Below are 23,479 nucleotides of genomic sequence, written 5' to 3'. Positions count from 1 at the left end.
ACTTTTTACAAAAGTATTCATACATATATATTCTTCGTACCTTCAGCCGTATAATTGTGCTCAATAAGTTCGCGATGCAGTAATTGTAGAGTCTTAAATAGAAAGCTTGTTGAAATTTTTATTGATATTACATTTTCTTTTGGAATCACTTGTAATATGGGTATTAGATCTGATTCCAATGTCTTCTTAATTGCCTCCACTATATGATAATGATTACCATCAAAAATACCTAATATATTTACATTCACTGTTTTTCTACTTTTATTATTGTATTGAATAGCAAAGACATTGTTTTTCCTCATATTATCTTGTGTACAAGTTGAAATTTTTGTACCTATATGCTTATTTAAAGTCATCCGGACATTGATAGGTATCCCTTTCCTCTCTGCCCATTTTATTGATTCTGCATTTATAATTTTAGCCCCAAACCTAGCCATTAGATAAGCATTTTTATATGAAATCTGTGGTATAACCATAGCTTCATTTATAATAGCTGGATCTGTAGTCATAATTCCTTCTACATCAGTAAAAATGTCTATTTCATGTGCATCTAATGTATATCCTAAAGCTGTTGCGGTTGTATCACTTCCACCACGAGACAGTATTGTTACTTCCTTTTCTGGTGTGTGTCCCTGAAACCCTGCAATTACTGGAATATAACCTTTTTTTACATTTTCTAAAAGACAAGATGTATGGATTTTTGTTATAGAGCTATTAATGTATTTTTTAGAGGATGTTTGAATTCCTGCTCGTGTGCCTGTTAAAGCTATAGATTTTATACCTGCACTATTCAACATACTACTAATTACGACACTTGAAATTATTTCTCCACAAGATAACAATAAAGCTTGATCATGTTCATTTATATTCACGCTATTGCTTCTTAAAAATTCTAACAATGTATCAGTTGAATAAGGATCTCCTATTCTTCCTATTGCGGAGACAATGATGACTGGGTTAAAGCCTTGTTCAATGGTTTCTTTAATTAGAGAAACTATATATTCCCTTTTTCTAAAGGTATTTATGGAGGTTCCTCCAAATTTCATGATTCGTATGTTCATTATCCCACCCACTTAAAAGTAATATTAATTTGTTTATTGCATTACTTTTTTTGTTTCACAGAACCAATTTTTTACGACGTTTATATTAGTGTTATCAAATTTTATTTTTTCGATATTTTCCCAATTAAGATTTTGATTGGAAGCTACATCTACTCCTAGCGCTTCCTTAAGGGTCATCGAAAAACTTGGAAGTATAGGTTGGGCAAAATAAATTAATGCTTGAATCATATACCCTAAAGAGGTTAATCTTTGTAAATAAATTTTCATATTTATATCTTTTACAGGAATTACTTGCGTATCTAAATAATCCTTACATATTTGTAAATATTCGTGTAATACTTGGCTAGCCTGCCGTAGGCTAAAGTGATTAATATCATAAAAAGATTCTAGAGATTTTTTTGCCCAACTCACAGTTGCTTTTGCTTTGAGGTCAATGTAATCATTAAATAGGCTTAAATCCATGGAAGTTTCCTTTATAATTTCAATAAAGGTACTAATTGTATTAAACCAAGTATCTTCCAATTCATCTTTTCTAATTTGATTGAAATCTTTTAATGAGAAGTTTGTTTGGGTGTGTTCTGGATTTGTACGACAAACATAATAGCGTAAAGAGTCTGCTGGTACTTCCTTTAATAAATCACTGCCCCATATTGCATGATCTCTACTTGTCGAGAATTTTGCGTGCTCTAATAAATAAAACTCATTGGTAATGATGTGCTCAGGTAATAAATATCCTTCGTCTATTGCAAAACATGTTGCTACATGCAAAACTGCATTAAAGAAACTATTGTCATAACCAAGAAATTGTACAAGTGTTACATTATTTTCACACAAGTTCTCCACTGAAAAATTACTACCATTTAATTGTAACCATTTATTTGTAGTTACTATATGTCCTGGATACATTTCAAACCAGACATTAATACACTGGTTTGTATATCCCTTAATTGGTACTGGTATACCCCATTTAGTGGGATAAGTTACAGGATAATCACGAATAGGTCTTGAAACAATCCAATTGCATAATTCCTTGAGATGAGGCCTCCAACTAACTCTTGAATTATAATATTCTACCAGCTGATCTCGGTAATTTTCTAATGGAAAAAACAGCCCTTTGTAACTGCTAATTGTTGGTGTTTCCCCACACAGACCACAAACCGGATTAATAAGCTCAATTGGATCATTAATTCTACCACAGGCTTCACAGAGGTTTCCTGACGCATTTTCATTACAATATGGACATTCACCCTTTATAAAAGATTCAAATAAATACTGATCGCAATTATTACAAAAGTGTATTTCTTTTTGCTTTTCGACAAAAACCCCTTTATTGTATAATTTCTTAAAAAAGCTTTGAACGAAATTAATATGCTCTTGATTGTTTAAAGAATTGGAAAAAATGTTGAGATTTATAGATGCGGCACCTAAAGTATCTTGTACTTTTTTCGTATAATATTCTACTAATTTTTCAGGAGTCCACCCTTTTCTTTTAGCTGTTGTTGCTATATAAGTTTGATGATCATCTCCACTCGTTGAGTAAATTACATTATTTCCTTTCATTTTTTGAAATCTACTAAACACATCTGCTGCTAAATATGGTCCAGATAAATGTCCAATGTGTAAATCCCCATTAGTCGTAGGGGGAGTTGCTGTTACAATAAAAGTTTTCATTTATAATCCCTCACTTTTTTTTGTTAAAAACTAAAAAGCCATATAAATTATTGACAAAAATGAAAATAAGCATCTTATTCTATTAATTATCGCGCCTCTAGTAGTGCCCCCCACCAAATACATAAAAACTCTAAAGATGTGTCACCTATATTTTTTATTGTATGAGTTGAAAATGGCTCAAAATATATAATATCTCCTTTTTCGACTACCTTTTCTTGTCCATCAACATTAATTATTCCTTTACCGCTAAGAACTATAAAGGTTTCCTCTTCATCATGATGATGTGGGTTAGTTTGCTCCCCTGGTTCTACTATTGCCCAAGCTGAACCAAAAGGTTGTTGTTTTGTAACATTCCATGGAAATAATCTGCGAAATTGTGAATTATATTCATTTGTAAAACTATCCTTAGACACAGGTTGGTAGTCAATCAATCTCTCGTTCTGCACACGCTTTAATGCTCTGCCCAAATATAAATCAACAAAGTCTTCCTTATAATTTTTCAATAGTCCATTTTTAACTATTTCTAGATATTCTTTAGATGGAAGTGCAGGGGAGGCATGATTTTCAAGTTGTAGTGTATAGACTGAAATAGAACCATTATCTATTTTTGCTATATTTTCTTTTAAGATATACCCATATCCATTTTTTATAAGGTCATCTATTTGTTCCATTTCTATTTGATACGCTACACCATAGACTCCTCCACCTTGTTGTGGGATAATTGTGGATGTTCCCCCTTTAAAATCCTCATGGTAACCTGTAAAAGTATAGATGTAATTTTCTAAAACAGCTTTTTTGTAATTTTTATATCCACCAATATCTTTAACCATTTGTTCAGGATTCGTACTAATACCATATGCAAAAAACCAAGGCATTTTAAAAACTCCCTTCTTTTAATGTAACAGGAATAAATTCAGATGATTTTATTTGATAAACATCCCATGGAAAATTTTCCAAATCTCCTCTATCATCTAATTGTATATTACCTAACAAAGTACAATTTGTTCTCAATAAAGAACGGATTGTACTAATACATTCTTTTATTCCATTTCTTTGTAAAATTGGTAATGTACTCAATAATAGACTTGTTGCTACATAACTAGTTATGGAATAAGCTCCTACTTGAGTGCCACTTATATTCTTATAATTTTCAGAAAAATTGTCGTAATAACTATCATTCATATTTCTTCCTGTTGAAACTACATATAAATTTTCATTATTATTTTTTAGTTCTTTAGCAAATTCATCTATAAAACAGTCATCTCCCAAAATTATTATCCCTCTATAGTCTACCTCTTTTAGTTTCCGTAGAAATTCTAGAGCACTCTGATAGATACCAGCAAAAAATATGATGTTAGATCTTTTTATATTTAATTCATTAAAATTTATTTGTACATCCCATTTTTGCTTTAGTATTGTGCAACCCTTTTTCTTAGCTAAATACTTCTCAACTTGATTCGATAAAGAGCGCCCATGAATAATATCTTCCCAAATTATTGAAACATACTTATTTGTACCATTAAAATCTAAAATAAAATCCGCAATTTTTTCTGCTAAATAATTATCTTTTCCACAAATCCGTAGAACATTATTGTATTCTTTCTCAGTTAGGGAAGGTTCTGTAGAAGCTGGCGCTAAATATAAAATATCATTTACATCATATATAGGTGCTGCTCTTAGAGCTTCTGTACTACTTAAATGGCCAATTACAGCTTGTACCCCCTTATTGACTAAGCGCTCAGCTGCTGGTATATCATTAATCCCTAAAATACTATCATCTTCCCAGAACAATTCTATCTTGTGTGATGGATTATCTTTTATCCAGTCATGTATAGACAAGAGACTACCAAAACATAATTCATAAGTATGGAAACCTTTATTTCCACTTAATCCGAGTCGGAAAGACGGTAGGTTTTTATCCTGTTCAGGTAAAATTAACAATTCATAGAAATTAGATTCATTATTATGAATTACCATTTATTCATAGACTCTCCTTGCTTCCATGTATTTAGATTGATCTCGACGTATTAAATCAGGATTATACCCATTTGTAACTGATACATAGTAAGCCATTAATTGAAGGGGAATTATTCCAACCAAAGCGCTAGTCAACTCATCACAATATGGCAATTTTATTACTCTAGTTTTATCTGTTTCTATAAAATCTTGTGAAGTAAAGATTACTATTTTACTATTAACCTTTTCTGCTGCTCTTATTAAATCATTAATTCTATTAATAACACGTAAAGGTGGTGATATAATAGTGAGTACGGTATTTGAATTACACATAGGTAAATACCCATGTAGTACTTGTTCTATATCTATGCCAATTGCAGGTGAATAGCTAGTTTCTACAAATTTTAATGCGGCCTCTCTTGCTAAAGATTCGCCTACTCCAGTTCCTGCAAAAATCCAATTGTTAGCAGGCTGTAGTTCCCTCGATAAGATTGAAACTTTTTTATCAATTGACAAAATTGTTTCCTCAACCAACTGAGAGATTTTTTCGAATTCCTGTTTAATGTTAGATGATATATTTTTTACTCCATAGTATTTAGATAACTCATAAAACAAACTTAATATCGCCCCTATACTTACTGTATAACTAATTGTATGAGCTAACGACTTTTCAAAAGGATATCCATTACTTATTACATAATCCGCCTTTTGTGCAGCACTGCTTTCTGGGAATCCTGTAATTAAAATAGTTTTTGCTTTTACGGCCCGAACATTTTCTAATGCTTTTAAAACCATTGTTGTTTCACCAGAATGTGATACCGCTATGACCACATCTTCTGAACTTATATTCCATGGATGATGAATTAATTCAAACGCAGGAACAGAACGAATCAGATTTACATCTTTAAAAATCATTCGGGAAATATATTCACTTGTCAAGGCTACGTGATACGAAGTTCCACAACCTGTAATAAATACTCTCCTACAATATTTTATTTGATTGACTATTTCTATGATTTGCTCATTATCAATAAAACAGTTATTAAGATTGTTCAAATAACTTACCTGTTCACAAATTTCTTCGTACATATAATAAGGATGCGCTTGTCGAATATTTTGCATTACATACCTCCTCATACTAAAGAACATAATTACATATAATCATACCTATATTTTCCTTTTATTAGTTTACTCTCAAAAAAACGTTCCAATTGATAAGGTTGTATTTCTGGTTGTTTTTCTTTTGTTAGTATTTCCTTCGCAACAGCCTCACCAACTGCAGGAGCAATTTTAAAACCACCTCCACTAAAACCTACAGCTAAGTATACATTCTCTATCTGGGGACACTTCCCTATAATAGGGTGCTTATCAGGTGTATAACCATCAAAACTTACTCGCCCTCCTATAGGAAAGAAATTTTCTAAAAAAGGTAGACGTTTCTTTATTTTATTTTGTGTATAAACTATATTTTTTAAAGTTGGAACACTATTTTTATTATTTGGATCTACATCCCATTGATTATGAAACATTCCAATTAATATTTCTTTCTCTGAAATCGGTCGAAAATAAGTACCAATAGTATCGTCAATATGAGTTAATAATTTTGTTGGAACTTTGGAATCTACTCTTGATAAAAAACAAATGCCAATTTGTTTTGATCGTAACGGTAGGTTTATGTTGTATTTCTCTAATATTTCAGTTGCCCACACATTATTGGCGATTATTATATTATCTGCATATAAGCTTCCAATGTTAGTTTCTACACCAATCGCTTTTTCTTTTTGGATAATCAATTTGTTTATACGGACTCCTTCTCTCAATAACACTCCATTTTCCGATGCTTTGCTTATAAAACACTGAGTAGTTTTTATTGGATCTGCGTAACCACTATGTGGTTCAAATGCTACTAATCCTATTCCTTCAATAGAAGATTCAGGTTGTATTTCCTTATATTCTTCTGGAGACAACAGTTTAATAGGTACGCCTATTTCACTTATCATACTTACATTGTGTGTAATTTCGTTTTTAAATTCAGGGCTAACAATCATTGCAAAACCAGTTTTATTAAAACCGCAATCTCCACCTATATTTTCATTCCATTTAGAATAAATTTGTAAACTTTTCCAAGCTAGTTTAGTTTGAAATGAGTTTGTATGATGCATTCTCAGAAGGCCACCGGATTTACTGGTAGCCCCTATTCCTGGTGGTCGTGATTGTTCACATAGAGTTATTTTCCCACCATGATTTTGAGATAAATAATATGCAATACTTGCTCCAATTATGCCTCCACCTACTATCAAGATATCACTATGACTATTCATTTTTTTCTTCCTTATATTGTAATAATGCGGAAGAAAATATTGATACAGCATCTTGTACGTGTAACTTATTTATGATTAATGGAGGAATCCAACGAATAACATGATCCTGTGTTCCGCATGTCAAGAGTATTAATCCCCTCTCAACACATAACTCACGAATCCTTTTAGCTGTTTTTGAATCTGGAAGACCTTCTTGATCTAGAAACTCACATGCTATCATAAGACCAAGTCCTCGTACATCCGAAATAAACGGATAAATGTCCTGAAGACCTTTTAAATAATTAAGTAAAATCTCACCTGTTTTTTCTGAATTTTCAACTAACTCTTCTTCTTTTAAGACATTGATAGTCTCTATTGCAGCTGCAGCTGCTAATATATTTCCACCATATGTCCCACCATGTGAACCTGCTATCCATCTACTCATTAACTGTTTTGAAGCAGCAATTCCACTTAGAGGTAAACCTGATGCCAAACCTTTTGCAATCACTAAAATATCTGGTGTAACTTCAAAGTGCTCCATTGCAAATAACTTCCCTGTTCTTCCAAATCCAGTTTGAATTTCATCAAAAATTAATAGAATTTCATATTTGTCACAAATTTCTCGTAAACCTTGAATAAAAGACTTTGGCGGAATAACATATCCACCTTCTCCTAATATTGGTTCTATAATCATTGCAGCAGTTTCCTCTGGAGAAGTTTGAGTTAATAAAATATGTTCTAATTCCTTTAAACATCGTTTTGTTAATTCATCTGAGTCATAATTATTTCCAATTTCATAAGGAAATGGACTAACAATAACCCCAGACATTAATGGTTGATAAAATTTCCTATAAATGCTTTTTGCTGTAGTAACAGCCATTGCTCCTACAGTCCGCCCATGATATCCGCCTTGGAAACAAATAATATTAGTTTTTTTTGTCGCATGACGAGCTAACTTTATTGCACTTTCTACCGCTTCACTACCACTATTACTAAAGAAAAAGCAGTTTAACTCACTAGGAAGTAAATCGCAAAGTTTATGAGATAATTTTGTGATAGGTGTATTATATAAAATAGTAGCTTGTGCATGTAGCATTTTTTCAGCTTGATGTTTTATAGCATTTACAATTCTTGGATGACAATGTCCAGTATTGGTAACACCTATACCTGAAGTAAAGTCTAAAAATTCTTTTCCATTTATATCATATATATATGGACCTTTTGCATAATCAACATGTATTTGAGTAAAATGTGGCCATACTGGTGATAGATGTTCAAAATTATTTAGTAAAGAGGCTTCCATCACTTATTCTACCTCCTGTAATATTCGAGTATTTTTTAATTGTGATTGTATACTTTCTTGGATTTTCCCAGCTTTTACAGCCATCATACTAAAGGAGGCTGCATCACTTATTCCATGCGTTCTTTCGGTTAAACCATTTACATAAATCTTAGGTATAAATTTCTCGGAAGTCTTAACTTCATAATTTTGACTAATAATTAAATCCTCATCTTCATCCAATTCAATATAGTTACTTAATGGTTGTAATCCACTTGGGAATTTTTCTTCATAAAATCCAGTACATAAGATTATATAATCCACATCAAGTTTTAACTTTTCTTGTGTGTACATATCAGTTACATCCAGTTTAAATGATTTATCTTTTTCAGCTATAGTAGTTAACTCCGAATTATTAATAACTTGAATTCTATTTATTCCCTGAATACCTTCTTCGTAAATTTTCCAATATAAAGATCGACTTACATCAGCATCCACCGCAGAATAGTTTGTGTGTTTTATTTTTTCAAACAAATGTTTTTTCTTTTGTTTCGGTACAGAATAGAAATAATCAGCAAAATAAGGGAAATATACTTCATTACTAAAGTGACCTAAATCATAAAGTCGAAATCCCATACCACGATGAATAGAGGTTATTTTTGATTGTGGGAATCGATGTGCAAGATCTAATACAATTTCAATAGCATTTTGTCCTGACCCAATTACAGCGAATGTAGGTTGTTTTTCTCGAACTGTTTTAATATGACTTTTATAGCCACTTGAGTGAAATACTCTCGGGCCAATAAATTCTTTACAAATTTCAGGAATGTTTTTTCTTCTACCTGTACTTAAAACTATATTTCGAGCTTTAAATTTTTTTATAGCCCCAGTATTTAAATCCTGTGTGGAAACTTGGACCATTTCTACCGCTTTAGTTTCTGATGATACAATTGGCTCAACATTTAAAAATTTATGTCTATAAAGGGTATTTTCTGATACTTGATCTGCAACCCACTTTACGTAATCCGACCATTCAATTCTTCCAGGATTACTTGAAAATTGGCCAAACGTAAATAATCTATCTTTTTCCTTTAAATACATTGGAAAAGTATACCTACTCCTTGGATTACGAGGTGTAGCCAAGTCTCTGAGGTAGTGATGTTGAATATCTGTTCCCGGTAGTAACATTTCCGGCATCCAAGTAGAATCCTTGGCTTGCTCTACAAATAAACATTTTAAATTTAAATAATCAGAAGGATTTCCCTCTTCAAAATCCTTCATGGCAACAGATAGCGCAATACCTGCCGGCCCAAATCCTATTCCAATAACATCGTAAATTTCTTCATTTAGAAAATTCATTTAAATATACCTCCTATTAATTTAATAAAGAATTTTATATTTTGTTTATTCCCTCCTCTCATCCTTATACTATCAAATAGCTATCGAAATAAACCTTTCACTCTATTAAGGTTTATTTCGTATACAAAGCTAATAAATTCTCATTAAAAACTTATAGAAATTCAAATTTATTAATTTAATTTAACATTTAAACACTTTTTCATATTCCACAAATAGTTTTTTTTGGTATATTATAGTTGTGTAGTGCAGATAATTAATTAGGAGGGTGAATGATATGTTTTATAATCGAGTGATTACCATGGCTTTACCTTCTCTGAATGCTATTTCATATTTAGAGGTGTACCAATTAGACCAAAAATATTTAGATAAGGTTTTAACTTTATCACAGGAATTTCAAAAATCTCTAAATATTGAGGATTTTAGCTTTGATTTTCAAAAAGCTATCGAGATTACAGATTATTACGACAATACTTTTGTAACAAATAGTATAAATCATACTATAAAAAAAGAAGGGGTTAGTGTTGGCAAAATGATTGACACTATCTATTTCACTATTAACAACCTCCTTGAATTATCAGAACATAATAATATTTTTCGTTCTAGGGTGTTAAATACTATAACTAACGCTTTTTTAAACCTTTCACATCAAGAAAAAGAATCTTACTTTTTCTATTATCAAAAAGATAACAATCAAACTAGTTATCGTTACCATATTTTTTTAGCAATTCAGGAAAATAACGAAAATCTTTTCTTGAAAATAGTTCCAATTTCAATTGATGTAACAATAAATTCCAATATTGAGGAAATAAGAATTTTAAACACCCATGACATTAGAGATTTTACTGTTAATATAAAAGCAATAAACTTAGTGTTTTATGATATAGATAATCCAAATTTATTAAAAGATTTTAATAGAAGTTAAACTTAAAATTTATAAACTGAGCGTACTAGACTCTTTTTATTTCAGAACTACTGACATTTTTATCCTCATTTAAAAAGTACCTAGATTTATATCTAGGTACTTTTTAATTTTATGGAATTAATTAGTCTGTATCTTTTTATAGAGAAACAAAAACAAGACGGTTCTTTTGAAACCGTCTTCTTAAAATAATAATACCATCTAACATATAGCTAGTTATTTAATGTTTTCTTTTATTAGATAATTTGATTAAACAATTTATATTTCTATCATTCCTCTCTTCTTTCTTATTCATCTGAAATAATATTTTTATCCCACCATATTTATAAATAAACAATACTTTTTATATTTAATTCTTTATTTTATCTAGTTACTCAAAAAAAAGATCTCAGGTTTGTTTGTATCGGATTTTAAACGCATCCCCAATACAAAATCATACCCAACAACTTTAAAGTCTATTTTAAGTTGTTAAGGTATTTAAAGAGAAATCGAATATTTTAAACCGATTTTGTTAAATAATTTCTATATACTATATGCTAATCTCTTAATTTTTCACCTTTGATTTCTTCTAAGCTCTTTTTATACACCTTTTCTTTTGTAATATGCTTCATTTTTAATTATATTACAACAATTACTTTTACAGGTTGTCCATTTCATATAGCTGTAGCAATTAGAATATTTAGTTTTAAAATGTAACATTAATTAATCTATATTCAAATAATTTCTAATTAATTTTTTAACTGTATGAATATTAACATCTATATTCATTTTAATACCTAAAAAGGCAGGCATAAATTTATGCTTGCCTTCCGTTCTCAAAATTAATTACACCTAAAACAACGTGGGATAAAGCAAATCTAAATACTGACTTCTACCCTCTATTTTTTACTTTTCTAAAACAATTTCTGCTATTTCATTAGCATGTTTTTTAGAATCAAATCCATCATAGTTACTTAGAACTACAACGGTCAAATATTCTTGTGGAAACCGCATGAAGTGTGAACGATAACCCGCCCAACTTCCTGAATGTTCCAAGTACCGACAGTTAAAACCTTCAGCAAGCCTTAGTCCAAAAGCATAATCTTCATTGTCAATAATCGTCTTCCCAGTTGGGGAAATTTTCGGACCTATTTCGCTCATTCTTTTAACAAGTTCTTTTCCACCAACGGTACCTGTAGTTAAATTCTCCCCCCACTTTACCAGGTCTTCAACTGTTGCATGAACTGCCCCATCCCCTGTGTGTTCCCAAGGGCTTTCATAGATTTTATATGTTCCTTGCTCATTCTTCGAATACCCACTAGTAATTGGTATAGTAGTTGGGTAGTAATCTATAATTGTTGTGTCTCTCATATTTAAAGGGTCAAAAATACGATCCTTTGTAAACTGACGTAGAGACTTGCCGCTTACCTTCTCTACCACTTGTGATAATAAAAAATATCCTGTATTGCTATACTCAAATTTTGTACCAGCTGCGAACCTTGCAATTTGATGACTATTAAGGTGGTTTAGCGATTCTTCCACAGTTAATGAATCAGTAAATTTAATATTTGCTGATTCAGCTAATGCCATATAATCAACTAGTCCACCAGTATGATGAATTAGATGTTTCAATGTTACAGGTTCAGCATATGTTCCTATAAAAGGGACGAACCTTACAATTGAATCATCTAAACTCAATCTTCCCTCTTGTTCTAAGAGTAATATAGAAAATGCAGTGAATTGTTTAGAAACTGAGGCAATATTAAAAATATTTTTTGTGGTTATAGGTAAATTTTTCTCTATAGAAGCTAAGCCAACCGTACCTTTATAAGTTACCCCGCTATCAAAACTAGCAATATATGCAAAGCCAGGAGCTTTTGGTGAAAACTTGTTAAATAATTGTTTAATCAATGTATGTGTCTTTTCATTATATGAATTATTCATCTCAATCTCATACCCCTTCCATTAAATAATTCAAAATAGATTACCCTATTATCTTTCTCATATTGAATTCAATTAACCTTCATATCGAATGTTTGATATGGGGAAAATCTCAAGTTATCTCATTTTAGTTTCTAAGGAAACTAAAATAGAGTATAATTATATTTGCACAATAGATATCATTTACAAATCCATTGTGCAAATTCTTGTATTAGCTCTTAATTAAATAAAAAAATGGAGGGCATGACATGGAAAATTATTATGATGTAGCGGTAGTTGGCGGTGGTCCGGTTGGACTTATGACAGCATGTGAATTAGCTATTCAAGGTGTAAAAGTTGTCGTTGTAGAGAGAAGATTAAATCGGATAAGAAATTCTAGAGCACTCACACTTCACCCCCGCTCCTTAGAATTAATGGCTATGAGAGGTATTGAAAATCGATTTTTATCTAGAGGGAAGAAATCAGATACAAGCCATTTTGCTGCCCTAGATACAAGATTAAACTTTAAAAATTTAGATACTGATTTTCCATATACGCTTTTTATTCCCCAATCTATTACAGAAGAAATATTAGAAGAGCGTGCGTTAGAATTAGGTGTAGATATTAAACGTGGTCATACATTAAAAGATATAAAACAGTATGAAACATTCGTACAACTAGAAATAGAACAAGCAGAAACGATAAATAAAATAGAAGTTCCATATGTAGTAGGCGCTGATGGCGCAAGAAGTGTAGTTCGTGAGTCATCACATATACCTTTTAATGGAACAGATACAACAACTACTGCTATATTAGGCGATGTCATTTTAGAAGATGTACCAGATAACCCATTTTTTTCTACATCTAATATAAATGGGATAATAATAATGGTACCTATTGCACCTAATGTATTTCGTTTTGCAATTGTAGATCCTAAGAATCAGACAATACCTGTTCATGTTGCTGTCACAGAAAAAGAGCTTATAGATAGTATTTATAGTATTACAGGTGAACATATTCAAATTAAAAGCTCAATATGGCTTTCTCGTTTTGGAAATGCAACCAAACTAGCAAATACTTATCAACATAAGCGTGTATTCTTGGCAGGTGATGCAGCGCATATTCATTTCCCTGCAGGAGGACAAGGTTTGAATATAGGTTTACAAGACGCTTTTAATTTAGGATGGAAATTGGGACTCGCTATAAAACAAAAAAAATATGAAAGCCTATTAGAAAGTTATCATTTTGAACGACATGCTGTGGGAAAACAATTTTTCAAGGAAGTACAAGCACAAGAACAATTAATGATAAACTTTTCAAATGCAGGTATAGAATTAAGAGAGTTATTCTCGCATTTACTCACATACCCAGAGGTGAATAAAGATTTAGCTGAAAGAGTAAGTGGCTTAGGGGTTATATATTCCTCTATGCATATGAAAGAAAAGCATCCATTGATAGGGAAAAGATGTACAAATCTTACTATTTCTTCGCAAAATAAGAAAACTTATAAACTCTTTGAATTGATGCAAGATGGTAAATATATTTTATTAATACATCCTTCTTATAAAGAAGAAATAGATAAAATGAACATTGATTCGCACACAAAGGTGGTTGTAGGAGAAATACAGGATTATCAATTTAAAAATATTGATGTCATTTTAATTCGCCCCGATGGTCACATAGCTTACATTGAGTATGATGAAAGAAAAGACTGTACAGATTTGAAAATAAAATTGAATAATTTTTAAAAACTACTATTTATGTAATGTTCTTATAGCAGTTAGCTTTTTATTATTAAGTATGTTCTCATCAAAATGATGAATCCCTAACTATTAGCTCAGCTCTTTCTATCTAGAAGGGTATTTTGTACTTTTACTTAAAATTCCTTGAAAACAATTTGAGCATAGATTTTCCCCATTAAAAAAGGAGAGATTATAATCTCTCCTTCTAATCCATACAATATATAATTAGCGAGTGAATCGACCGACAAGTTGTTCCTCAGCCATTGCTATTAGACGTTTTGTAATTTCACCACCAACAGTCCGTTTGGACGAGTGGTTGCGTCTGCACCAAGTTGTACATCAAACTCTTATGCGATTTTATATTTCATTTGATCAATTACACTTTCAGTACCACGAACTAATAATTCGTTACGGCTTCCACTATTCTTACGTATACTCGTCAAATTTTATGTCCATACTGTTTAGAGACAGTAGTCCACGCCATTCGGATTGACCTCCAGCACATGATAAATTTATAACCGTTCCTATAATTAGGAGCGGTCTTATTTCATTTCCTATAATTCTAATGATAAGAAATCATTATTTGTTCCCTTTCGATAGCTATCTATAGTCACCTTTAGAGGGAAACATATCAATTTATTAGGAGAATACCTTTTTAATATGGATAATATAGTATCATTAGATTCTTTAAAGCCACTAAAACTCTCTTAACGTTTTTAAAAATGAGGGAAGCGTCTTAAAAATGGGCATAGCGTTGTAAACCCGCATTATTCTGATGGTACCCCATCGCTTTCAAACAAAAATTTATAGTTGCGAACGAATTAGCAATTATACAAATTTCATCACCTATTACAAATCTAATTAGTTTTGATAATATATCTTTTGTTTACGCTGAAATGGATAAGTTTTAATTTCATATGTATCTAAATTTTCATTAAATAGATGTATGGCTATAATTTGTCTACAATCATAGGTATGATAATAATATATACCAGACTCCATACACATTGCACTTGTATAAATGGTATTATCTATTGTACCTTCTTCCGTTATCACTCCACCTTTTGGAAGCTCACAATTTGATAAGATATGAAAAACGGCCGATACCCCTTCCTCTTCGTTATCTACCCCTTGAATATTTTGTTTGCTATACGCCGCCCGAACAAACCTTGATGGTGGAGTGAAATCCCCAGGGAGTCCCATCGAACCTGAACCTTGTCCAAAAGCACTTAAGGGTACATCACCCCATTGGGTTGGGGCATATGGCTGCGATTTAAGACCAACATATTGTCTTAAATTTTGTAAATGCCAGTTAAACTCAGGACTATTGGTCATTACCCCTAGCGGATTATCATACATTTTTAGCCCCTCAATTGTCGGCTCTAATACAATGCATTCTCCCCATTTATCCGCTAAAATCCAATGTAGAGGTGGGATAACTCCTAAAACAGATAGTGGTACATCTAAAAAGGAAATACTATCTACAGATTTCTTTAATTCTTCGACAGAATTGAATTGTGTGAGACTCCATGCCACAAAATCAAATGGAGCCAGATTTGTTTTATTGTCATCTATGCTGTTACTATAAGTAGCGAATCCTGGAAAATAAAGTGTTGCACATGTCATACCTGATTCATTTACTCCATCTGCCAGAATGATCCTTCCTTGATCGTTAATCCCCATTCCTACAACAGCTTGTTTCGCCTTGATAGTTTCACCAGTTATATTGTTCCATTGATAACGTCGAGGAACAATTATTACTTCTTGATTGAAATCTAATGCAAAATCCATTGTTCTTGCAAAAAGGTGCTGACCGCTTTTTGTCTGTAATGTCAAACTAGTACACATATAGAACACCCCATTTTATGGTTTTATATTCACCCTATAAAATTTCTATAAATCTGTAAATTTAAAACTTATTTACTTTTTAAAAGTATAATTTTCAATCTATGCTCGGGAATAGAATTTACATTACAATCTAGAAAATAATCCTAAGCTAAAATATCCCCCTTGAGTAAACAGCATTCTTTTCATAATTTCACTCTGCAACTTATTTACCTATAATTCTACTTGTTCTTCTGGCTTCTTTCTATGAAAATCAAAAATGAAATTATAATTATCACTATCTTTGCAATAATTTTTTGATAGTCTGATGTCAATAGTTCTAATTGATAAATAAAGTTAGTTCTGATACAACCTGTATCAAAACTAAACCATTTACTTTATATGAATAACTTCACTTTTCACAGGGAGAGATTTCAATCCATATACAGAACTAACACTTGAGATAGGAACGGGAAGATTATGGTCAATAAACGAAAATGATTTATATTTTTTCATTATTTCCGTCAATACAATTTTAGCTTCTAATCTAGCTAGGGGAGCACCTAAGCAAAAGTGGATTCCATGACCAAATGCAAGATGAGGATTTCGACTACGATGTATGTTAAAACTATCGGCATCTTTAAAATGAAGAGAGTCTCGATTAGCTGATCCAATCCAACCTGAGATAATTTGATCTACTTGTAGAGTTTGGCCTCTTATTTGAATCTCTTTTTTTACTTTGCGTACAATTCTTTGAGCTGGTGAACGATACCGCAATACTTCTTCAATTGCTTTTGGAACAAGGGATACATCCTGTTGTATTTGCTTGTAAACATCTGGATTTTCTATCAAACAATATAATAAGTTTCCAAGCAAGTTAGTTGTTGTTTCATTTCCTGCTACCAATAGTAATTTACAAAATGATACTACTTCCTTGCCCGAAATGTTTTTGTCTGCTTCACTTTGAACTAATAAAGAAATAATGTCATTTGAATCCTTTTTGGATTTTCCTCGATTGATTTGTATGATTTCTTCAAAAAATTCCTCTAATTCATTTTCTGCTTGTAAACGTATATGAAAAAATTCTTTCAAATAATCCGGATCATCATGATTGGGTGAACTTACTATAATATCCGACCACTTCTTGAATCTGTCCATATCATTAACAGAAACACCTAACATTTCAGCAATTACTATGACCGGTAAAGGATAAAATAACTCTTGGACAATATCAAAATTATCACGATTAGATAATTGAATAAGAATATCATTTGTGATTTGCTGAATTCTCGACTCCCATACCTTTAATGATTTAGGAGTGAACGAACGATTTACAATAGACCGGATTTGCGTATGTTTTGGCGGATCCATCCCAAGGATACTTTGTGGAAAGGGAGACTTTTTCTTCTCCGGCATAATGTTAGAAAAAAATTCTTTATCCTCTAGGACTCTTTTTACATCTTCGTACAAAAAAACATTCCACATGTCAGCCTGAGAATTAAAATAAATGGGTTCTTTTTCTCGCATCTCTTTATACCATTCAAATGGTTCATATGGGTCTCCTAAAGCCTGTTTTCCTAACAGCTTATTTGTAGGAATCATAAAGATTGATTGATAAGGTGTTTTCATATATAACAATCTCCCCTCAAAAAAATTTTCATTACACCTAATTACATTCACCGAATATTATTCAATATAATGAAAATTATACAACAATAACCGAATTTTCAAAATTCTTTTTCGATTTCGAGATATCAGTTAATATATAGTTAAGGGGGAATAAGGATTGCATAACAAAAATTTAACCAAAAGAAAACAACAAGCTCTACAAACACAAAACAATATATTTCTTGTATTTTTAAATTTAACGAAAAAAAAAGAAATTAAAAATATAACTATTGAAGATATTTGTAAAAAGGCAAATATATCTGTTGGCACTTTTTATCATCATTTTTCTTCCAAAGAAGATATTTATCAAAAGTTATTTCAACAAATTGAAGAAAACCTAAATGTAGAATTGAAAAGTATAACTCAACATACGACAATACAAAAAACTATTTTGACTTTCTTCCAATGTATAGCTAAATATACTACTAAATTAGAGTTACATATAAATCTCCTTAACGATTTCAACAAAAAAATATTTGCATATGAACCTTCATTAATTTACAAAACTCTAAATGATCTTGTTAATAAAGGAAAATTGGAAAAAGAATTAACAAATGATATAAGTGTAGAAGACATAACAACGTATCTTTTTACAGTTGCTAGAGGGATTATATTAGACTGGTGTCTTTTAGGTGGCAAGTACTCATTAGAGCAGCGAATGGATACTTATATGAAATTAACCTTGAAATCCTTAAAACCCTAAATTTTAATCAAACGCTACGCTTTCTTTTCCAAATTTGTGCGTCTAGTTAAATTTTATCATTTGGAGTTATTTGAACATCGGAATCAAAAGAAAAAGTATAATAGAATATATTAAGCCAAAATCATTTTCTTATTTTCCCCTCTCCGTTTAAATCGTGACATATTTTAGATATTGATGTCATTGGATTAAAGTAATAATTACTTAAAAAATTAATAAATATAAACCCTCCACAACAAGGAGGGCTTAGTATTCTATATAAATAATCTTTAAATGGTAGACTTAATATTTTATTGTATTGGTCCTAATAATCCCATAATTTCTTCAGCTTTTTGGTTTTCGATGCTATAGTAAATTTCTAACCCCTGACGATTTCCTCTTAGAACCTTCCCTCTCATTTTAGATAAGTGTTGGGAAACTGTTGATTGTGGAATGTTTAAAATTTCGGTCATTTGGGTTACATTTAGTGTTTTATGTTTAGAAAGCTCATTGATCAGTTTTAAACGCATTGGGTGTGCCATAAGTTTTAAAAGCTCTACATCCTCTTCTAAAATCGTGTTCTCTACATGCTGATTCGCAAATCTTGTCATAGTATCCGCTCTCCCTTATTTGTTTTCTTCTAATGTAGTGTAACTTCCGTATTACATAATATTAGTATGTTTGAATGTTTATTATTAAAAAACGATACTTAAAGTATACAACTGTAGTTTGTGCTAGTAGTGGAGTTAATGTGTGGTTTGTATGAAGTTTTCGTTTGCTATTCTAGTCTGCTTAAGCTAGTATAAAAGTTATGCATACAATTAAAAAGACAAACTCTCCAAGATGAGGAGTTTGTCCAAAACCATGATCTCTTTAGTTCAACAATATAGAATTCAGTTCCGATAAGAATTTTTATTTTTTCCATATCCCACGTTTTTTGCATCAGTACTAACAATAGTGGATTAGAATAATGACTTAATACTTGCTAGGACAGTAAGGATACCTATAATAATGACAAATACATTGCTCGCTTTCCCTTTGTATTTAGCAAGTACTGGTACTTTATGGATCGCATACATTGGTAATATACATAAGATAGCAGCGACTAACGGACCGCTAAGGGCATCAATGATTCCAAGAATACTTGGATTTGTATAAGCAACATACCAACATGTTAGTACAACAAAAATAAGAATCATTGTCTTAACTGTTTTTTCTCCTATATCTTTCCCATGTTTTTTACCGGACTTGATAATCATGTCTCGCATTACCTCATACGCTCCTATATAATGGCCAAGGAAAGACTTTGTAATAGCCACAAACGCAATGATAGGAGCTGCAATAGTGATTACTGGCGAATTAAGCTCATTAGCAAGGTATGATAGGATTGACAAGTTCTGTTCTTTTGCCACCTTAAGATCATCTGGTGTCAAACTTAAAGTACTGCTCCAAACAAAGAACATAACAACAGCGAATGTCATGATATAACAAACTTTTTGTATTTGAGCACACTTGGCATCAGTAGCGTCTATTCCATAACTAGCTCTCTGCTTCACAACAAATGATGAAATCATAGGTGAATGATTAAATGAGAATACGACGATTGGAAGTATCATCCATATCGTTCCTGAATATCCTGTTCCTGTTGAGGCAGTAGAAACACTTGAAAAACTAAGCATTGACGTATTCCACTGTGGAATCAAAGATACTGCGATAAAAAGTAGAGAAGCTATAAAAGGATACACTAGCATGCTCATGATCTTTACAGTTATATCTTGACCAAAATTTAGTATAGCGATAAGACCGAGTACTAAGACAAGCGATAAAATGGCCCTTGGAGGCTCCGGCATGTGCAATTGATGCACGATAAAACTACTAGCGGTATTTGTAAGTGCGACCGAGTACATCAGCACGATTGTATAAATGGAGACGAAATATACAATGTTAAAAATGATACTTGCCTTATTTCCAAAATACTCTCTTATAGTACCTGTAATCCCCTCATCGGCAGAGTTCGAAGCATAAATCATTTTAGCAAGCGCCCTATGTGAATAATACATAACAGGATAGGCAAGTATGGTAATTAACAGCAATGATAATAAACCACCTGAACCTGCATTAATCGGTAAAAAGAGTACCCCTGCTCCAATTGCTGTTCCAAAAAGGCTCAATGCCCAAGTAGTATCCTGTTTATGCCACTTTGTAGGATCTAGATATTTCTCATTTTTTACTGCAGTATTATCAGCTTGAAATTCTATGTTTTTTGCAGTATTCCCATTCATATAATAATTCCTCCTCGTGTCCTATTCATAATTCTCTATTTAAGGTATAGGAATATAGACCTTTCTTGAAAAATGAATTGCTTATATAGTGCACCACAACTAATATCCCTCTTCTAAATTAATCAAAATCAAAAAATTAGCGAAGCATCAACCTGAAGGGTTTGTTACCATTTACAAAATATTTTAATTAAATAGTAATATATTTTATTGATAATTCCCCCAACATACAGACATCCTTAGGCGAACAATAGAGTACATATTGTTAAATATTTCACAATGCATTCGATAGCTGTTTATTGATTTAATTGTTTCTCCCCAAAGATTTTATTTTTAATGGCAATCCCTGTAGGTGTAGCCGCAATTCCGCCCAACCCTGTCTCTCTTAACTCACGAGGCATCTGTCTTCCAACCCTATACATTGCTTCAATAACTTCGTCAGCATTGATGATATTGTTTACGCCGGCTAATGCGATGTCTGCTGCTGCTAAAGCATTTGTCGCTCCAATAGCGTTTCGCTTTACACAAGGAATTTCTACCAAACCAGCGACCGGATCACAAACTAAACCGAGTAAATTTTGTAACGCGATTGAAAAAGATTCAGAAGATTGCTGTGGCGTTCCACCGGCTGCTTCTACCGCTGCTGCAGCCGCCATCGCTGAGGCACTGCCTATTTCAGCTTGACATCCTCCATACGCTCCTGAAATACAAGCGTTGTTTGCGACTATTGTTCCAAATAATGCTGAAGTGAATAGAAAATGAATCATCTCTTCATGACTTAACTGCAACGAATCTCTAATACTAAATAGGACCCCTGGGATTGTCCCACTCGCACCAGCTGTTGGAGTTGCACAAATTGCCCCTAATGCAGCATTTACTTCATTAACACCGATAGCATTTTGTATTCCTAACACCATCAAATCTCCAGAAAGAGTTTTCCTATTTTTCCTATAGTTTTTAATTTTAACAGCATCACCTCCAGTTAAACCGGTCGGAGAAAATACCCCTTCGCCCTCGATACTTTTATTTATAGCATTTTCCATAGTCGCTAAATTTCTTTCCATTTTACTCCAAACTTCTTCATAAGAAGTTTTAGTTTGTTCGATTTCCTGTTCAATTGCTAATTCATAAATTGGCTTTTGGTTTTTATTAGCTGCATCTACAATTTCTTTTATGGCCAAATACATATTTTTTCACTCCTTAATATAACTAAAGCATAATGAGATTAGCTTTATTTCTTAATTTTCCTAATTCCTTCTGAACATTACCAGGTAATAACGAATCCAAAGCGAATGCATATAAATATTTTTCGTTTTTTTCTAAACTATGAAAGTTGTTAATTTCCACATCATATTCTTTAAAGATCCTGCGTAAGACAAATTCAAAATCAGCTCTTTCAGAAATCGCAATAATAACTGGCAATGGCCCCTGTAGATCGAAACTAAAACCGTCAATTTCAACATGCTTCACTTCAATTAATCCACCGCCGACCGAAATACCCATCGTTCTAATACTCCGACTTTCATCCTCTAAATATACATCTGCCGTATTTGGGTGACCAGCAGGACTATCGCCCGCTTTTTCAATAAAAATAATGTCAATTCCTTTACATTCTGCTATTTTAATAGCATCTGGCACTTTGCTGTCATCAGCAGCAAATCCTAATATTCCAGCAATAATTGCAAAGTCAGTTCCATGTCCTTTATGGGTTTCAGCAAATGATTCATAATATCTTACCACGACTTTTTTTGGAAGACCTTGAAATAATTTATTGGCAATTGTTCCAATAGCCAAAGCACCTGCAGTATGTGAACTTGAAGGACCTATCATTACCGGTCCAATCACATCAAAACAACTTTTGTATTTAATAACCTTTTTTTCTGTAATAGATGCTACATTCATATTTATAAAGCACCTCCATAATTTTTAATTGCAGTTAAATCTAGGTTATTACAATGATTAATTGAAAATAAGATCATTTGATAGCGCTTTCTTTTTTGTCGAATAAATTTCCTCTCGGATCACAAAAATTTCGTAGTATAATCATATCAGTGTCTAATTTTAGAAGGTTACTTGCAAGGTCTTTAGAATTTTTTCACAAAACTAGCTTTAATATTTTCTCTAGAGAGCAATAAATTATCTTTCGACGCCCTCATTATAACTTGTATATTTATGAGTTTAATCTTTTTTTATTTTTAGAATAATTGAACAAACAGAATATTGAATAGGTAATAGATTACACTTATAATGTATCAATTGTGTCCTTTGTTTGAAGCTGTATTAGTTAGTATAAAAGCAAAAATAATACAGAATTCCTTTCATTAACACATTGAGTATATTGGAAAGCCATTATAAAGATACTTATATCGTCCATTGTCGAAACATCTTATTTTAGGTATATAATCTGTTGTAATAAATAATTATTGTAAATGGAAATTAATAAGTTTATGATATATAAAATCATATCAGCATAAAAATTATAAATAACGTATAAACATTCATTTTTTAGAAAAAAACAACTTTTCTTCATAAGCCTTTAAGTACTAATTTTGCACTATTCACTAGTATAAAAAAGGATGTTATCTCTTCTCTATAGATTATATATATTTTATTCAAAAATCCTAATGCATTAGATATTTAGAATTGCTTTCAAAATAAATTGCAATATTACATACTGTTTTAATAGTTAAAAGTATCGTTACAATTTAACCACTTTATATATTAATCCCTGATTCATTGAATTCTCTCCTAGCCCATCTATTCTAGGTAAACTAAGGGGATTATACAAAGCGAAATATCATCAACATAAATTTATATAAGTAATGCAAGAAAAGATACATGCA

General features: G+C 31.7%; 18 protein-coding genes and 1 pseudogene. 3 read left to right on the top strand and 16 right to left on the bottom strand.

Annotated elements, in window-relative coordinates:
- Positions 1-17 precede the first annotated feature (17 nt).
- The 8 genes from MHI26_RS29470 to MHI26_RS29435 form a co-directional block, all read right to left on the bottom strand.
- Positions 18-1,046 (bottom strand): amino acid kinase family protein, encoded by a 1,029-nt coding sequence (locus MHI26_RS29470; RefSeq protein WP_340994762.1) that lies wholly within the window; start codon positions 1,044-1,046, stop codon positions 18-20.
- Between the two features lie 48 nt (positions 1,047-1,094).
- Positions 1,095-2,732, bottom strand: coding sequence for a methionine--tRNA ligase (locus MHI26_RS29465; RefSeq protein ID WP_061667236.1), 1,638 nt, complete (start codon positions 2,730-2,732; stop codon positions 1,095-1,097).
- A gap of 86 nt (positions 2,733-2,818) precedes the next feature.
- Positions 2,819-3,607 carry a cupin domain-containing protein gene (locus tag MHI26_RS29460; protein WP_061667235.1) on the bottom strand — a complete coding sequence of 263 codons (789 nt, stop codon included), beginning with the start codon at positions 3,605-3,607 and terminating at the stop codon, positions 2,819-2,821.
- Position 3,608: 1 nt separating this feature from the next.
- On the bottom strand, positions 3,609-4,709 hold the full coding sequence (locus MHI26_RS29455; RefSeq protein WP_061667234.1) for a branched-chain amino acid ABC transporter substrate-binding protein: 1,101 nt from the start codon (positions 4,707-4,709) through the stop codon (positions 3,609-3,611).
- The gene (locus MHI26_RS29450; RefSeq protein ID WP_061667233.1) at positions 4,710-5,810 is read right to left on the bottom strand and encodes an SIS domain-containing protein; all 1,101 of its coding nucleotides are present in this window, start codon (positions 5,808-5,810) and stop codon (positions 4,710-4,712) included.
- Between the two features lie 29 nt (positions 5,811-5,839).
- Positions 5,840-7,009: an NAD(P)/FAD-dependent oxidoreductase gene (locus tag MHI26_RS29445; RefSeq protein WP_061667232.1), complete on the bottom strand. Its 1,170-nt coding sequence runs from the start codon at positions 7,007-7,009 to the stop codon at positions 5,840-5,842.
- On the bottom strand, positions 7,002-8,291 hold the full coding sequence (locus MHI26_RS29440; protein WP_061667243.1) for an aspartate aminotransferase family protein: 1,290 nt from the start codon (positions 8,289-8,291) through the stop codon (positions 7,002-7,004). Before MHI26_RS29440 ends, MHI26_RS29445 begins: the two co-directional genes overlap by 8 nt.
- 3 nt (positions 8,292-8,294) lie before the next feature.
- A complete protein-coding gene (locus MHI26_RS29435) occupies positions 8,295-9,626 on the bottom strand; it encodes a SidA/IucD/PvdA family monooxygenase (RefSeq protein WP_061667231.1) in 1,332 nt (443 codons plus the stop codon).
- A gap of 274 nt (positions 9,627-9,900) precedes the next feature.
- Between MHI26_RS29435 and MHI26_RS29430 the strand changes: the two genes are divergently transcribed.
- The gene (locus MHI26_RS29430) at positions 9,901-10,548 is read left to right on the top strand and encodes a hypothetical protein (protein ID WP_061667230.1); all 648 of its coding nucleotides are present in this window, start codon (positions 9,901-9,903) and stop codon (positions 10,546-10,548) included.
- An 882-nt stretch (positions 10,549-11,430) separates the two neighbouring features.
- Here the strand turns inward: MHI26_RS29430 and MHI26_RS29425 are convergent.
- Positions 11,431-12,468 carry a serine hydrolase domain-containing protein gene (locus MHI26_RS29425; protein WP_061667229.1) on the bottom strand — a complete coding sequence of 346 codons (1,038 nt, stop codon included), beginning with the start codon at positions 12,466-12,468 and terminating at the stop codon, positions 11,431-11,433.
- Between the two features lie 245 nt (positions 12,469-12,713).
- On the opposite strand from MHI26_RS29425, the gene MHI26_RS29420 reads away from it, so the two are divergent.
- Positions 12,714-14,192, top strand: a complete 1,479-nt coding sequence (locus tag MHI26_RS29420) for an FAD-dependent oxidoreductase (RefSeq protein ID WP_061667228.1) — start codon at positions 12,714-12,716, stop codon at positions 14,190-14,192.
- Positions 14,193-14,411: 219 nt separating this feature from the next.
- On the opposite strand, the pseudogene MHI26_RS29415 reads toward MHI26_RS29420, so the two are convergent.
- The 3 genes and pseudogenes from MHI26_RS29415 to MHI26_RS29405 form a co-directional block, all read right to left on the bottom strand.
- Positions 14,412-14,620: pseudogene (locus MHI26_RS29415) on the bottom strand (small, acid-soluble spore protein, alpha/beta type).
- 427 nt (positions 14,621-15,047) lie between these two features.
- Positions 15,048-16,034: a choloylglycine hydrolase family protein gene (locus MHI26_RS29410; protein ID WP_061667227.1), complete on the bottom strand. Its 987-nt coding sequence runs from the start codon at positions 16,032-16,034 to the stop codon at positions 15,048-15,050.
- Positions 16,035-16,403: 369 nt separating this feature from the next.
- Positions 16,404-17,639, bottom strand: coding sequence for a cytochrome P450 (locus MHI26_RS29405; protein WP_061667226.1), 1,236 nt, complete (start codon positions 17,637-17,639; stop codon positions 16,404-16,406).
- A gap of 157 nt (positions 17,640-17,796) precedes the next feature.
- Here MHI26_RS29405 and MHI26_RS29400 point away from each other — a divergent pair, with 157 nt between their 5' ends.
- Positions 17,797-18,381 carry a TetR/AcrR family transcriptional regulator gene (locus tag MHI26_RS29400; RefSeq protein ID WP_061667225.1) on the top strand — a complete coding sequence of 195 codons (585 nt, stop codon included), beginning with the start codon at positions 17,797-17,799 and terminating at the stop codon, positions 18,379-18,381.
- Positions 18,382-18,668: 287 nt separating this feature from the next.
- Here MHI26_RS29400 and MHI26_RS29395 read toward each other — a convergent pair whose 3' ends face one another.
- The 4 genes from MHI26_RS29395 to sdaAB form a co-directional block, all read right to left on the bottom strand.
- Entirely contained in the window at positions 18,669-18,968 is a 300-nt protein-coding gene (locus MHI26_RS29395) for an ArsR/SmtB family transcription factor (RefSeq protein ID WP_000196515.1), read from the bottom strand.
- A gap of 351 nt (positions 18,969-19,319) precedes the next feature.
- A complete protein-coding gene (locus MHI26_RS29390) occupies positions 19,320-20,639 on the bottom strand; it encodes an aromatic amino acid transport family protein (RefSeq protein ID WP_061667224.1) in 1,320 nt (439 codons plus the stop codon).
- A gap of 293 nt (positions 20,640-20,932) precedes the next feature.
- Complete coding sequence (gene sdaAA / locus MHI26_RS29385; protein ID WP_061667223.1) at positions 20,933-21,823, bottom strand: L-serine ammonia-lyase, iron-sulfur-dependent, subunit alpha; 891 nt, start codon at positions 21,821-21,823, stop codon at positions 20,933-20,935.
- Positions 21,824-21,845: 22 nt separating this feature from the next.
- A complete protein-coding gene (sdaAB, locus tag MHI26_RS29380; protein ID WP_061667222.1) occupies positions 21,846-22,544 on the bottom strand; it encodes an L-serine ammonia-lyase, iron-sulfur-dependent subunit beta in 699 nt (232 codons plus the stop codon).
- Positions 22,545-23,479: the final 935 nt, after the last annotated feature.

The organism is Bacillus sp. FSL K6-1218 (assembly GCF_038006445.1).
GTDB classification, from domain to species: Bacteria; Bacillota; Bacilli; order Bacillales; family Bacillaceae_G; genus Bacillus_A; species Bacillus_A thuringiensis_S.
The sequence above is the reverse complement of the archived record's forward strand: the minus strand, read 5'-3'. Positions and strand labels throughout refer to the sequence as shown.